Here is a 13,981-nt window from a genome sequence, read left to right as displayed (position 1 = left end):
ACAGAACCAAACCGCCCGCATATCCCTTCTCAGATACAATATGTCAAAGAGCATGGCCCCCGAAAGAACCCCCAGAGCAAAAGCGGCGTCGCCACCCCCCCGCTGCGGTGAAGCGGGTTCTAGGGAGTTTGCGGAACCGTGGCAATAGGAATTTTGACCGGGTGCAATGTTATTTGCAAAGTCATTGCCATCAAAGGAAAAAACAAGGTCAGGCGGCTGCGTCGGGCATTGCGGGGCCGCCAGCTTTCCCAGACGAACGGGGGGCAGCATTGGCCGTCATGGCTGCGCCGCAGGTCAGTGCGATTGCGGTCCGGCGCGGCGCTGTCGGGACCGCGGGGCGGGGTGAGGTTCCGCGCCGCGCCGCGCCGATCGCGCAGGGGCTCGGGGCGCCGGAGTCCATTGCGGAGCGCGGCGCGGAGTCATGGCGCGGGGCTTTTGCCGGTCGGGCGCAGCATATGCGCGGCGGGGGAGGCGCGACGCCCGGCGGCGATGCGGCGCAGTCGCAGCCAGAGGCCATGGGCGAGCGCGCGAGCGCAGTCCAGGGCGCCCAGGCGGCGCAGTCGCCAGCGCCAGGGGGCGACGCCGCCAAGCCGCCGGCGCGCGGCGGCGAATCGCATGCGCGCCGGGGCGTCGCCGCGGGCGCCCGCGGCCTCGATGCTGGAATCGAAGATGTTGGAGAGCGCCGGCGGGGGCAGGGCGCCATAGGTGACGCAGCCATGTTCCCAGACCCGGCGCAGGTCCTCGTCGATGGGGCGCAGGCGGCGTGGATGCGCGGCGAGAAACCGGCGCGCCCCCGCCGGCGAGACCAGATAGGCGCCGGCGTTGTTGGGCACGCGCCAGTATTCCACCAGCCAGGTCCGGCCCGCGCGGGCGCGCGCGAAACAGGGCGATTTCGGCGAATTGGAGAGCCGCAGGAACGCCCAGTCCGGGGGCGCCGCGGCGATCAGCGCGTCGAGTCCGGCGAAGTCCGGCGACAGGCGCAGGTCGTCCTCCATCACCAGCCCCGGGCGGGCGCCCGCGCCGATGCGCCGCATCAGCGCCAGATGCGAGGCGTAACAGCCGATCTCGCCGGGGGTGAGCGGCGCGTGCGGCGCGCCTTGCGGATCCAGGAACATGGGGTGCAGATCGTCGGGCAGGGGGTGCGGGCCGAGCGCCGGAAAGCGCGAGACCGCGATGCCGGCGCGGGCGCATTCGCCCTGCATGTGCGCCAGCCGATCCGTGTCGCGGTCCAGATTGATCAGGTAGGCGTCATAGCCCTGGCGCCCCGGGTCAGACACGCGCCCAATCCTCCGGCAGCAGGTCGCGCGGGTCGCTTCGGGCCTGCTGCGCCGGGGCGAACCACTGGCGCGGCGCGACGGTGATCCCGCCGGGGCCGAGCCAGGCGCCCCACCAACTGAAGGTTGAATTGGCGATCACATGATGGCGGCAGCGCGCCATCAGCAGCAGGTCCGCAGCCCGCCCGCCGCCATCGACCGGGATCAGGTCCAGCCCGGACAGCCGCGCCAACGCCGCCTCGGGCTGATCGGAGAACAGGTGGAACCGCGCCGCGGGCCGCGCCGCGCGGATTTTTTCCATGGCGGCGGCGTAGTGATCGGGGGTCAGCGCCCCGTGCACCGCCTGCGTCGCGGCGTCGGCGTAGTCGCCGAGCCGCATATGCACCGACACGCTGTCGCCGCCGAGATCGATCCGGGGCGGGGCGCAACTGGCCGCCAAGCCGCGCAGCAGCCCGGCGCGCAGATCCTCGGCGATGTCGGCGAAATAGCGGGGCGACTGGAAGTAGCCGGCGAGATACTGGCTGCCGCGCAGGGTTTCGAAATCGGGGTCATAGGTGAAGCCGCGCTCGCGCCAGACCGCGCCGCGCCAGCCCGGCGGGGTCTTGACGATCCTGTCGTCCAGCATCTTGGCGAGGTTCAGCCACGCCCGGCGCAGCGCCCCGCCATGGCCCGCGCGGACCCGGGGCGCGAGGCCGAGATCGCCAAGCCCGATGGCCTTGATCCCGGCGGCGCTTCGGGCCCGCGGATGCACGCTCAGATCGGCCCCGAGCCGCGTCGCCAGCGCCCGCCCGGCGGCGTATTGGAACAGCTGGTTGCCGAGCCCGCCCTGCAGGCCGACGCAGATCTCGGGGCGGTTTTCGGGCGGGCCGCTCATCGCGCCGCTCCGGTCGCCGCCCCGGCCGGGCGATCACGGGGTGTCTGCGCGCTTGTCATCTCAGCGGATCACTTCAATGCCGCCTCGAACTCCCGCCACTCGCCGGGGCTCATGCCGGAACTGGCCTGGGTCACGTCCTCGCCCGCCAGCATCCGCCGCAGGCAGGCCATCGCCGCCGCCGACAGCTGCACGGCGCCAAGCCGGTAGTCCGCAAAGGCCTCGTAGGCGGCGGGGACCCAGTCCCGCGCGATGTCGCAGATCGCCTCCGCATAGACCCGAATTTCATACTGCGCATGAGGATCGGCCCGCAAACGCAGGAAATGGAACAGATTATGCAGGTCTACCTTCCAGTACCACTGAGTGTAGGCGTTCATGGTCAGGTTCATGCGCGCCAGTTCCCGCGCCAGCCCGACGCGGTTTTCGTCGATGGTCTCGCCGGCGAAAGTCTGGTTGAGCATCTTTTCGTAATCGCCGTAGACGGCGTTGGAATCGTCGCGCAGGATGCGCAGGATCTCGGCCGCCTCCGCGCCCTCCAGCGCCGCGCCGCGCCCCTGGCGGTTGTCGCTGGCCTGCGCCGCGAGGTTTTCGGGCGCCGGGATGTAGAATTCCCGGTCCATCACCGAATACCGCGCCGAGTATTCGTTGACATTGGCGGTGCGGTGGCGAATCCACTGCCGCGCGACGAAGATCGGCAGTTTGACATGCAGCTTGATCTCGCACATCTCGAAGGGGGTCGAGTGCCAGTGGCGCATCAGGTAGCGGATCAGCCCCCGGTCGTCGCGCGCCTTGCGGGTGCCGGCGCCGTAGCTGACCCGCGCCGCCTGCACGATGGCCGCGTCGTCGCCCATGTAATCCACCACCCGCACGAAACCGTGATCGAGCAGCGGGACCGCCTCGAACAGCCGCGCCTCCAGCCCCGGCGCGGTGGCGCGCAGGGTTTTTCGCGGATTTGTGCGGGCGGCGGCGATTTCCGCCTGTTGTTCTGGCGAGAGCGACATATCCTGATCCCTGTGCCGAAAGGCGCATCCGAGTCGGTCCTGAATCAGGACCGCTACATCTAGGATATATCGCAGGAGCGGCCGCAATATGAAGATCAAATATCTCCACACAATGGTGCGCGTGAAGGATATTGACGCCTCGAAAGCCTTCTATTGCGACCTTCTGGGGCTGACGGAGGTGCGGCGCATCGACAACGAGGCCGGAAAATTCACCCTGGTGTTCCTCGCGCCGCCGGGGCAGGAGGACGCGCAGGTGGAACTGACCCACAACTGGGGCTCGGACGAGGACTACGGCGAGGGCCGCAATTTCGGCCATCTCGCCTATGCGGTGGAGAACATCTACGACATGTGCGCGCGGCTGCAGGCGGGCGGGGTCACCATCAACCGCCCGCCGCGCGACGGGCGCATGGCCTTCGTGCGCAGCCCGGACGGCATTTCAGTCGAATTGCTGCAGATGGGCGACGCGCTGGCCCCGGCGGAGCCGTGGGCGAGCATGGAAAACACCGGTCACTGGTGATCGGGGGGAGGCATGGCGCATCGGGCCGCGTTTCGCGCGGCGCGGGGCGGGCGGCGGGCGGCCGGTTTCGGCCCGGCCTGCGGGGCGCCGCCTGCGTCGCGGCGCTGAGCCTTGCCGCCGCCGCAGCAGCCCCCGCCAGCGCCTGCCGGCTGGCGCTGGCGCTGGCGCTCGACGTGTCGTCGAGCGTCGACGCGGCCGAATACCAGTTGCAATCGGAGGGGCTCGCCCGCGCGCTGGAGGACGCCGACGTGCAGGCGGCGATCCTCGCCCCCGGCGGCCCGGTGGCGTTGGCGATCTACGAATGGTCCGGGCGCAACCAGCAGGCGATGGTCAGCGACTGGGTCACGCCCGCCACACCCGCCGAGATCGACGCCCTCGCCGCGCGCATCCGCGGCTTTTCGCGCAGCCATGCGGAATTCCCCACGGCGCTCGGCTATGCGCTCGGCTATGGCGCGGTGCTGCTGGGGCGCAGCCCGTTCTGCGTGCAAAAGACCCTCGACGTGTCCGGGGACGGCGCCAACAATGACGGCTTCGAGCCGCATCTCGCCTACAACGCCTTTGATTTTCGCGGCGTGACGGTGAACGCGCTGGTGGTCGGGGGCAGCGAGCGCCCGGCGCTGGTGCGCTATTTCCAGACCATCGTCATCCACGGGGCCGAGGCCTTCACCGAACTGGCCGACGATTACGGCGATTACGCCGTCGCCATGCGCCGCAAGCTGCTGCGCGAGCTGAAGCGCCCGCTGATCATCGGCGCGCTGGAATGAGCGGCGCGCCCGATGCCGCCCCGCCCGATCTGGTCGGCATCGTCGGCGGCGGCCCGGCGGGGCTGACGCTGGCGCGGGTGCTGGACGAGCTTTCGATCCCCTGGGCGATCTTCGAACGTGCGGGCGATTTCGGCGGGCTGTGGAACCCGGATTCCGAGGGCAGCGCCATCTATGACAGCGCGCATCTGATCTCCTCGCGCAGCATGACCGGCTTTGACGGCTACCCCATGCCCGAGGCCTGGCCCGACTATCCCCGCCACGACCTGGTGCTGCGCTACATCCGCGATTTCGCCCGCGAGGCCGGGCTGTATCGCGGCGCGCGGTTCGGCGCCGGGGTGGAAACGGCGGTTCCGGACGCCGGGGGCTGGCGGCTGCGCCTGTCCGACGGGACCGGGGCGCGCTGCCGCTGGCTGGTCTGCGCCAACGGGGCCACCTCGCACCCGCATGTTCCGGTCCATGACGGCGATTTCGACGGCGTCGTCCGCCATGCCATGACCCATCGCGCCGCGCAGGATTTCGCCGGCAAGCGGGTGCTGGTGGTGGGCGGGGGCAATTCCGGCGCCGACATCGCCTGCGACGCGGCGGCGGCGGCGGATTTCGCCGCGCTGAGCCTGCGGCGCGGCTACCACGTGATCCCCAAGCATATCCTTGGCAAGCCGGCGGACGTGTTCGCCGCCGACGGCCCGCCCCTGCCGCTGCGCGCGCGCCAGTGGCTGTTCCCGATTCTGCTGCGGCTGCTGCAGGGCGATCTGACCCGGCTCGGCCTGCCCAGGCCCGATCATCGGCTGATGGAGACCCACCCGCTGGTCAATGACCAGATGCTGCACCATCTGCGCCATGGCGACCTGACGATCTTTCCCGACGTGGCGCGGCTTGACGGGCGCGAGGTCGCGTTCGCCGACGGGCGGCGCGCGGCGTTCGACGAGATCATCCTCGCCACCGGCTATGAATGGCATGCGCCCTATGTCGACGAGGCGGTGTTGCCCATGGACGGCGGCGGGCTGGCGCTGCCGCTGCGGGTGTTCGCGCCGAAACCCGGGGGCGGGGTGCGCGAGGACCTGTTCTGCATGAGCTTCATCAAGGCGGCGGGCAGCTCCATCACCCTGTTTCACGACATGGCCTGGATCATCGCCCGCGCGATCGCCGCCAGCCGCGCCGGGCGCGGCGCCGCGGTTTTCGCCGAGGCCGGGCGCGACGGCGCCGACATGCGCGGCGGGCTGCGCATGCTCGGGTCGCGCCGCCACGCCGCCTATGTGGAGCGCGACGCCTATCTGGCGGCGCTGCGCGGGTTCCGCCGGCGCATGGGTTGGCCCGAAACCGAAGGCTGCCGCCCGATTCGCCCCGGCTGAGGCGCGGGCTCAGGCCTTTTCGGGGGCCGTGATCATGCGCCCGAGAAAACGTCCGGCGAACACGTGCACATGGTAATGGGGCACCTCCTGATGCGCGTCGGGCCCGGCGTTGGACAGGATGCGATACCCGGCGCCGCCCTCGCCCGGCGCGTGCCCGGCCATCCGGGCCACCTCGGCCACCGCGCGGGCGAAATCGACGATCTCGGCGTCGCTGGCCTCGCTGGCGAAATGGTCATGGGTGACGTAGGGGCCCTTGGGGATCACCAGGACATGGGTGGGCGCCTGCGGGTAGATGTCGTGGAAGGCCAGCGAATGCGGGGTGTCGAGCGCGGTCTTGTTGGGGATCTCTCCACGCAGGATCTTCGCGAAGATGTTCTGGTCGTCATAGGCGTATGCCATCGCCGGATGCTCCGTTAGCCGGTTGCGGGGGAAACGCTGTCCGCGGAGTCGATAGCGCCCGGCGCGCGCGCCGTCCAGCGCGGCGGTCGGGGTTTTGGGGAATGTTTTTTTTTGGGGGGGGCGCCCTCGCGGCTTCGGCGCATCGGGCGGGGCGGCGTACAGGCGACGACGCTCAGGTTCGGCGGGGCTGCGTCGGGCGCGGCCGGGTCCTCGGGTTTTCCATGCGCCGTCGCGGCGGTTTCCGCCGCGCTCATGTCCAGCACCGCGAAATCCGCGAGCCCCAGCGTCGCCAGCGCGGCGCTTTCCTGCTTGATCTCCACGCGCAGGGCGGTGGCGAGGTCCGGGGTCAGGGCGCCGTATCCCAGCCGCGCCGCATGGCCGTGCAGCCAGGGTTCGTCGCAATCGGTTCGGATTTCGCGCACCCGGAGCGAGCCGACCCTGTCGTCAAGCAGCCGCAGCAGGTCGCGGCGGGCCGGATCGACGCAGAGCACCAGGCGATCGGTGCGCAGCGCCGCCGCGGCCATGGCCAGAAACGCCGCCGGCGCGCGCCGCCGCTTGTCGAGCCCGTGTTCGTAGCCGCCGAGATCGAGATCGAGCGCCGGCGCGTCGTCGAACGGGTAGCCGAGCGAGACCGCGCCGCGCGCCGCCGCGATCCGCGCCGCCGTCGCCGCGCCCACATGCCATTTCTTGCAGCAGATCACCGTCAGCCGCGGCATGACCGGGTCATCCGTCCCGCCGACGCGCCCGCCGGTGTCCCAGAAACGCGGCGCCGCGCGGTTGCCGTGCCGCCCGCGCGCCGCGAGGTAGCGCAGCCGCGCCAGCATGCCGGAATCGCGCGCCGGCTCTTCGGCGGGCCCGTCGCGGTAATGGGCCAGCAAGCGGGCGCGAAAGGCCGGGTCATGCCGGGTGATCTTGCGGGCGAAGAACCGCGTCTGGCCCAGCAGCTGCGATTCGTGATCGGCGCAGAGCGCCACCGGCATGCCGTAGTCGGAGAACATCAGCAGGGTCGGCGGCGCGTCGTTGATTTCGCGCGCCGGCACCAGCGCCGGGATCAGAGTCTGGAAAAACGTCTCGTCCGGGATCCAGGTGGTTGCGAAGAACCGTTCGAGCCCGGGCGCCGCCTTCAGCCGCGCCAGCAGCAGGTCCACGGTCGAGGCCCTGAGCAGCCACCATTGCGAGCCGATGCGCATGGTCAGTCCCGGCGGCGTCGCCCGGCGCAGCCCCAGCCGCCGCTGCACCGCAAGGTTGGCGTAGAAGCGGCGCGGCTGGGCGCGTTCGTTGAACCAGTGGCGATAGATCAGGCGTTCGGCCTTCATGCCGGTCTTGATCCAGTCGGAGCGGTGAAAATCCTTGTGCTCCACATGGTCGCGCGGGTCCTCGGCCAGCGCCCGGCGCATGGCCGCGGCGGACCGGATCGGAAAGCAGTCGGCGGAGATCAGCATGAAATGCGTGACGTCGGGAAAGGCGGCGCGCGCGGCACGCAGCAGATCGAGGCTTGCGCGCACCAGGCTCCACGCGCCCCAGCCGCATTTGCGCCGGACGGTGAACAGCGCGCCGGGCCGCCCTCGCAGGCCGGCGCGCAGGCGCGCGGCCTCGGATTCGGGCATGCGCCGATCCATGTGCAGCGCCACGCAATCGCCGGCGTCGAGGAAACAGCGCGCCTTGGCCAGCACGTCGTCCACGGCGTCGTGGCACAGGATGAGATAGGCGATTTTGACCATGGCGGGCGTCCGGACTGCACGGCGATCGGGGGCGGGCGAGTCGGATACTGGGCGCAATCCATGAATAATTTACTTTGACGACGCTATCTGGAGGCCGCGCAACCCGGTTTGCAGGCTTGCAGGAGAGATATCGATCATGGGATTCCCCGGCGCCTGGATGAATGAGAGCGAGACGCTGATCTATCGCGTCGTGCCCAAATGCGCCTGTTCGACCATCGGGCAGGTGCTGTATCGCGGCGATCACGGGCGGTATTTCGACGGCGACATCCACGACGCCCGCACCGGGCTGCTGAAATGGAACCAGCCCGACGCCCAGCCGCGGATCGCCGAGGCGATCACCGGCCACCGCGCGCCGGTGTTCACCTTCGTGCGCAACCCGTACACCCGGATCCTGTCGGCGTTCTTCGACAAGATCGCCGGCATCCAGCGCAACGGCAGACGCTATCGCGGCGGGGCGCTGACGCCGATGCTGCGCCGCTACGGCGTCGATGTGGAGCAGGAGGATTTCGACCAGATCGCGGCTTTTCGTCGATTCCTGCTGTTCGCGCGCGACACCATCCGATTTCGCAAGCCCATGGATCCGGACATCCACTGGTCGGCGCAGGCCGGGCATGTGGGCACCATGATCCGCGGCGGCGGGCGCTACGCGCTGATCCTGCCCACCGAGCGGCTGGAGGAGGGGTTGCGCGCGGTGCTGGACCTGGCGACCCCGGCGCATCCGGTGGATCTGGACGCGCTGCCCCGCTTCAACGAGAGCGCCGCGCACGGGCCCAGGCGCGCCCATCCCGTGGCGGCGTATTTCGACGATCTGTCCACGCATCTGGTGCAGGATGTGTATCGCAAGGATTTCCGGCTGTTCGGCTATGACAAGGCCCCCGGCGACGGGCCGCCGCGCCGCGAGATGGATCTGGATCTGATCCACGGCAAGCTGTCCTAGGCCCGGCGCGCCGACCCCTCGACGCCCGCCCCGCATAGCCCGGCGGGCGCAGGAATGCGTCGCGCGTTGCGCCGGCGCGGCTTGTGCGCTATCGGGCGGGGAGAGCCGCGCGCAAGGGATCCCGCATGTCCGATCCGGTCCATTTCTTCCTGCATGTGCCCAAATGCGCCGGCACCACGGTTGAAAACCATTTTTCGCGGACGCTTGGCGACGGGTTCATGATCGCGCCGCGCTGGCAGAACCCGCTGCGCGAGGTGATCGGCAACCGCTACGCGCTGCGCCCGCGCGACGTCGCCGGGGTGCGGCTGGTCTCGGGGCATTCGCTGTCCACCTCGCTGCGCCGGGCGTTCGCCGGGCGGCCGGTGCGGGAATCGGTGCTGCTGCGCGACCCCATCGGCTATCTGCTGTCCTTCTACAATTACCGGATCTGGCGCCATGAGACCCATGGCGAGGTCGCGCCGCCGGATTTCGAGGGCTGGTACGCGGCGCAGCGGCGCAACCCCGTCAGCCGCTTCCTGCTGCACCGCTATTTCGAGATCGGCTATCCGGCGCTCTACGGCCTGTCCTCGCGGGGGCGCTTCGACCTGCTGGAGCGGGCCTTCGCCGGCTTTCACTTCGTCGGCGGCTACCGGCGCTGCGACGAGGCGGTGGCGGGGATCGCGCGCGAGCTGGGCGTCGATGATCAGGTGATCAGCTCGAATGTGGGCAAGGCCAGGCGGATCGGGCGCGAGGATCTGGGCGAGACGCTGCGCGCCCGCATCCTCGGCGAGAACGAACTGGACGCGCTGCTGTATCACCGCTGGGCCGATCGCGGCTTCGCGCCGGGGCCGCCCGATGACGAAGCCGGCGACCGCGAGGGCGCGCGCGCGGCGCTGTCGGACCGCGATCACGTGGATTATCTGGTCTCGGACGCGCTGACGGCGGTGCGCAAGAAACTGTGGCGCCGGGCTTGAGGCCTTGTCACGCGCCGACCTGGCGGGCTCTCGCGGCTGCGCCGCATCGGGGCGGTCAGGCGCCGCGCACCAGGCTGATGAACACGTCCTCCAGATGCGGTTCTTCGGTGGCGATGTCGAGGATGGTCACCCCCGCCGCCTGCACCCGCGCGATCAGCGCCCCGGCATTGGTGGCGTCGCGGCTGTAGTCGAGCACCAGCGCGCCGTCGTCGCGCAGCTTCGCCGTGACGCCGGGGGGCATGGCCGGCGGGGCGGCGAGCGGTTCGGCGGGCTGGATGGTCAGGGTCTTGCGGTCGAGCCGCGCCAGCAGGGTTGCGGTGGGTTCGCAGGCGATCAGCCGGCCCTCGCCGATGACGGCGATGCGGTCGCACATCTGCTCGGCCTCTTCGAGGTAATGGGTGGTGAGGATGATGGTGACGCCGGCGTCGTTGAGTTCGCGCATATAGGCCCAGAGCATGCGGCGCAGTTCGATGTCGACGCCGGCGGTGGGTTCGTCGAGCACCAGCACCGGCGGGTTGTGCACCATGGCCTTGGCGATCAGCAGCCGCCGCCGCATGCCCCCGGACAGCGAACGGGCATAGGCTTCGGCCTTGTCCGTGAGCCCGACCTTTTCGAGGATCTCCTCGGTGCGGCGCTCGGATTTGGGCACCCCGTAGAGCCCGGCCTGCAGTTCCAGCGCTGCGCGCGGCGTGAAGAACGGGTCGATGTTGAGCTCCTGGGGCACCACCCCGATGGCGGCGCGCGACTGGCGCGGATTGCGGTCCTGATCGAAGCCCCATATGCGCACCGCGCCGGCGGTCTTGGTCACCAGCCCGGCGAGGATGTTGATGAAGGTCGATTTTCCGGCGCCGTTGGGGCCGAGCAGGCCGAAGATCGAGCCCAGCGGGATGTCGAGGTCGAGGCCCTTCAGCGCCTCCCTGGGCGGTCCGCCGGCGCCGCGATAGGTTTTTCGCAGGCCGCGGACCTCGATGGCGTTGGCCGGCGTCGCCTCGGGCGTCTGGGCGGGGTCCTCCGCGCGCGGCGCGCGGGAGGGATCGGTCTGGGCGCTCATCGGCAGGTCTCCGCTTGCTGTCCGCAGCAAATAGGCCGCGCGGGCGCGGCGCGCAACCGCGGGCTTGCCGCCGCTCCCGGGCGGCGCGCGGCAAAAGCGTCGCTTGCCGCGCGGGCCGGCATCGCTATCATGCGAGCCGAGTTCGAAGCGATCCAGCGAGGAAATATTCTTCATGACCATTGACGCCCCCGAGACCGAGCTCGTCACCACCTCTCGCGTCGCCTGCGACGGCGGCGGCGCGGCGACCGGGCATCCGCGGGTCTGGCTGAGCGTCTCGCCCGAGACCGGCCGGGTCGAATGCCCCTATTGCGACAAGGCATTCGTGCGCAAGGGCGGCCCGGCGGACGGGTCCTGACCGGCGTGGCCGACGCGCCGGACGCCGCAGACCCGGCGCCCGAACCGGCCCAAAAGGCTTTCGGGCCGGGGGATCACCTGCAACTCGTGGACGGTTCGGGATTCATCTTCCGCGCCTTCCACGCCCTGCCGCCGCTGACGCGCAAATCCGACGGGCTGCCGGTGGGCGCGGTGTCGGGCTTTTGCAACATGATTCAGAAGCTGGTCGAGGACAATCGCGGCGAGGGCGCGCCGACCCATGCGGCGGTGATCTTCGATCATTCCGGCAAGACGTTTCGCAACGACATCTACCCCGAATACAAGGCGCACCGCCCGCCGGCGCCCGAGGATCTGGTCCCGCAATTCCCGCTGATCCGCGATGCCACGCGGGCCTTCAACCTGCCCTGCATCGAGATGCAGGGCTGGGAGGCCGACGACATCATCGCCACCTATGCGCGCATGGCGCGCGAGGCCGGGGCGAAGGTCACCATCGTGTCCTCGGACAAGGATCTGATGCAGCTGGTGGGCGACAGGGTGGGCATGCTCGACGGCATGAAGAACATTTCCATCGGCCCGGCCGAGGTGGCGGCGAAATTCGGCGTCGGCCCCGAGAAGGTGATCGACGTGCAGGCGCTGGCCGGGGATTCGGTTGACAACGTGCCCGGCGCGCCGGGGATCGGGGTCAAGACCGCGGCGCTGCTGATCAACGAATACGGCGATCTTGAGACCCTGCTGGCCCGCGCCGGGGAGATCAAGCAGCCCAAGCGGCGCCAGAACCTGATTGATTTCGCCGACCGGATCCGGCTGTCAAAGCAACTGGTGACCCTGGCGCAGGACGTGCCGGTGCCGGCCCCGCTGGAGGATCTGGCGCTGCGGGCCCCGGACCCGGACGCCTTGCTGGGGTTTCTCAACGAGATGGAGTTTTCGACCCTGACGCGGCGCATCGCGTCGAAGCTGGGCGTTGAGGCGCCGCCGCGGGGGATGGCGCGGGGCGACCCCGCCTCCGGGGGGCAGGCCCCCGAAGGCCCGGTCACTTTGGGCGCCGCTGACGCGACGCCGGCGCCGTTCGATCATGCGGCTTACGAAATCGTGCGCGACGCGGGCGCGTTGCAGGGCTGGATCGAGCGGATCATGGCGCGCGGCCATGTGGCGGTGGACACCGAGACCACCTCGCTGGACGAAATGAAGGCCGATCTGGTGGGGATATCGCTGTGCGTCACGCCGGGGCGGGCCTGTTACCTGCCATTCGGCCATGTGGAGGGCGACGGCGATCTGCTGGGCGCGGTGACGTTGACGCCGGGGCAGATGGATCGTGCGGCGGCGCTGGCGATGCTGCGGCCGGTTTTCGCCGATCCGGCGATCCTGAAGATCGGCCAGAACCTGAAATACGACATGAAGGTGCTGGCCCGCCATGGCGCGCCCCTGGTCTGCATCGACGACACCATGCTGATCAGCTACGCGCTGGCCTCGGGGCTGCATTCGCATGGCATGGACGAACTGTCGCGCCGCTATCTCGACCACCAGCCGATCCCGATCAAGGAGCTGATCGGCTCGGGCAAGTCGGCGATCACCTTCGATCGCGTGCCGCTCGACAAGGCCGCGCCCTACGCCGCCGAGGATGCCGACGTGACCCTGCGCCTGCACCGGGTTCTGAAGCCGCGTCTCAGCCGCGATCGGCTGACCACGGTCTACGAGACCATGGAGCGGCCGCTGGTTCCGGTGCTCGCCGACATGGAGATGGCCGGGATCCGCGTCGATCGCGACCGGCTCAGCCGGCTGTCCAACAATTTCGCCCAGCGCATGGCGGCGCTGGAAACCGAGATCCACGCGTTGGCCGGCGAAAAATTCAACATCGGCAGCCCCAAGCAGCTGGGCGAGATCCTGTTCGACCGCATGAGCCTGCCGGGCGGCAGGAAAGGCAAGACCGGCGCCTGGTCGACCCCGGCGGACGTGCTGGAAACCCTGGCCGCCGAGGGCCACGACCTGCCGGCGCGGGTGCTGGACTGGCGCCAGCTGTCAAAGCTGAAATCCACCTATACCGATGCGCTGCAGGACCACGTGAACCCGGAGACCGGGCGCGTGCACACCTCGTTCAGCCTGGCCGCGACCTCCACCGGGCGGCTGGCCTCCACCGATCCCAACCTGCAGAACATCCCGGTCAGGACCGAGGCGGGGCGCGAGATCCGCGAGGCTTTCGTGGCCGATCCCGGCAATGTCATCCTGTCGCTGGACTACAGCCAGATCGAGCTGCGCATCCTCGCCCATGTCGCCGACATCGCGGCGCTGAAACAGGCGTTTCGCGACGGGCTCGACATCCACGCCATGACCGCGTCGGAGATGTTCGGCGTGCCCATCGAGGACATGGATCCGATGGTGCGCCGCCAGGCCAAGGCGATCAATTTCGGGGTGATCTACGGGATCTCGGCCTTCGGGCTGGCCAACAACCTGCGCATCCCGCGCGACGAGGCCAAACGTTTCATTGACGCCTATTTCGAGAAATTCCCCGGCATCCGCGCCTATATGGACAAGACCGTGGAGCAGGCCAAGGCGCAGGGGTATGTGGAGACCCTGTTCGGGCGGCGCATCCACACCCCCAACATCAACGCCAAGGGGCCGCAGGCGGGGTTCCAGAAGCGCGCGGCGATCAACGCGCCGATCCAGGGCACGGCGGCGGACGTGATCCGGCGCGCCATGATCCGGGCGCCCCGAGCGCTGGCCGATGCCGGGCTGACCGGGCGGATGCTGCTGCAGGTCCACGACGAATTGCTGTTCGAGGTCCCGGAATCGCAGGCCGCCGACACCATCGCCGTG

General features: G+C 69.8%; 13 protein-coding genes. 7 read left to right on the top strand and 6 right to left on the bottom strand.

Going from position 1 to position 13,981, the window contains the following annotated elements; genetic code table 11:
- Positions 1–419: 419 nt before the first annotated feature.
- From AC1HC7_RS04080 to thyX, 3 genes are all read right to left on the bottom strand, one after another.
- Positions 420–1,277, bottom strand: coding sequence for a glycosyltransferase family 25 protein (locus AC1HC7_RS04080; protein WP_479494984.1), 858 nt, complete (start codon positions 1,275–1,277; stop codon positions 420–422).
- Positions 1,270–2,148, bottom strand: a complete 879-nt coding sequence (locus tag AC1HC7_RS04075) for an alpha-1,2-fucosyltransferase (RefSeq protein WP_479498711.1) — start codon at positions 2,146–2,148, stop codon at positions 1,270–1,272. The genes AC1HC7_RS04080 and AC1HC7_RS04075 overlap by 8 nt, the downstream gene beginning before the upstream one ends.
- Positions 2,149–2,216: 68 nt before the next feature.
- On the bottom strand, positions 2,217–3,146 hold the full coding sequence (gene thyX / locus AC1HC7_RS04070) for an FAD-dependent thymidylate synthase (protein ID WP_479494982.1): 930 nt from the start codon (positions 3,144–3,146) through the stop codon (positions 2,217–2,219).
- An 88-nt stretch (positions 3,147–3,234) separates the two neighbouring features.
- Here thyX and AC1HC7_RS04065 point away from each other — a divergent pair, with 88 nt between their 5' ends.
- The 3 genes from AC1HC7_RS04065 to AC1HC7_RS04055 are packed head-to-tail and all read left to right on the top strand — an operon-like array spanning position 3,235 to position 5,776.
- Positions 3,235–3,663, top strand: coding sequence for a VOC family protein (locus AC1HC7_RS04065; protein WP_479494981.1), 429 nt, complete (start codon positions 3,235–3,237; stop codon positions 3,661–3,663).
- Positions 3,660–4,427: a DUF1194 domain-containing protein gene (locus AC1HC7_RS04060; RefSeq protein ID WP_479498710.1), complete on the top strand. Its 768-nt coding sequence runs from the start codon at positions 3,660–3,662 to the stop codon at positions 4,425–4,427. The genes AC1HC7_RS04065 and AC1HC7_RS04060 overlap by 4 nt, the downstream gene beginning before the upstream one ends.
- Positions 4,424–5,776 (top strand): flavin-containing monooxygenase, encoded by a 1,353-nt coding sequence (locus tag AC1HC7_RS04055; protein ID WP_479494979.1) that lies wholly within the window; start codon positions 4,424–4,426, stop codon positions 5,774–5,776. The genes AC1HC7_RS04060 and AC1HC7_RS04055 overlap by 4 nt, the downstream gene beginning before the upstream one ends.
- 9 nt (positions 5,777–5,785) lie before the next feature.
- Here AC1HC7_RS04055 and AC1HC7_RS04050 read toward each other — a convergent pair whose 3' ends face one another.
- Positions 5,786–6,175, bottom strand: coding sequence for an HIT domain-containing protein (locus AC1HC7_RS04050; RefSeq protein WP_479494978.1), 390 nt, complete (start codon positions 6,173–6,175; stop codon positions 5,786–5,788).
- A gap of 14 nt (positions 6,176–6,189) precedes the next feature.
- On the bottom strand, positions 6,190–7,896 hold the full coding sequence (locus AC1HC7_RS04045; protein ID WP_479494977.1) for a DUF5928 domain-containing protein: 1,707 nt from the start codon (positions 7,894–7,896) through the stop codon (positions 6,190–6,192).
- A gap of 136 nt (positions 7,897–8,032) precedes the next feature.
- Between AC1HC7_RS04045 and AC1HC7_RS04040 the strand changes: the two genes are divergently transcribed.
- Both AC1HC7_RS04040 and AC1HC7_RS04035 read left to right on the top strand, forming a co-directional pair.
- Positions 8,033–8,833, top strand: a complete 801-nt coding sequence (locus AC1HC7_RS04040; RefSeq protein ID WP_479494976.1) for a sulfotransferase family protein — start codon at positions 8,033–8,035, stop codon at positions 8,831–8,833.
- Between the two features lie 125 nt (positions 8,834–8,958).
- A complete protein-coding gene (locus AC1HC7_RS04035; protein WP_479494975.1) occupies positions 8,959–9,786 on the top strand; it encodes a hypothetical protein in 828 nt (275 codons plus the stop codon).
- Between the two features lie 55 nt (positions 9,787–9,841).
- Here AC1HC7_RS04035 and AC1HC7_RS04030 read toward each other — a convergent pair whose 3' ends face one another.
- A complete protein-coding gene (locus AC1HC7_RS04030; protein WP_479494974.1) occupies positions 9,842–10,837 on the bottom strand; it encodes an ABC transporter ATP-binding protein in 996 nt (331 codons plus the stop codon).
- Between the two features lie 172 nt (positions 10,838–11,009).
- Between AC1HC7_RS04030 and AC1HC7_RS04025 the strand changes: the two genes are divergently transcribed.
- Together AC1HC7_RS04025 and polA are read left to right on the top strand one after the other, a co-directional pair.
- A complete protein-coding gene (locus AC1HC7_RS04025; RefSeq protein ID WP_479494973.1) occupies positions 11,010–11,192 on the top strand; it encodes a zinc-finger domain-containing protein in 183 nt (60 codons plus the stop codon).
- Between the two features lie 5 nt (positions 11,193–11,197).
- On the top strand, positions 11,198–13,981 hold a 2,784-nt coding region (gene polA, locus AC1HC7_RS04020), incomplete at its 3' end, for a DNA polymerase I (protein WP_479494972.1).

Source organism: Oceanicella sp. (genome assembly GCF_056449545.1).
Note: the sequence above shows the minus strand (reverse complement) of the source record. Positions and strands in the feature narration are given on the sequence as shown.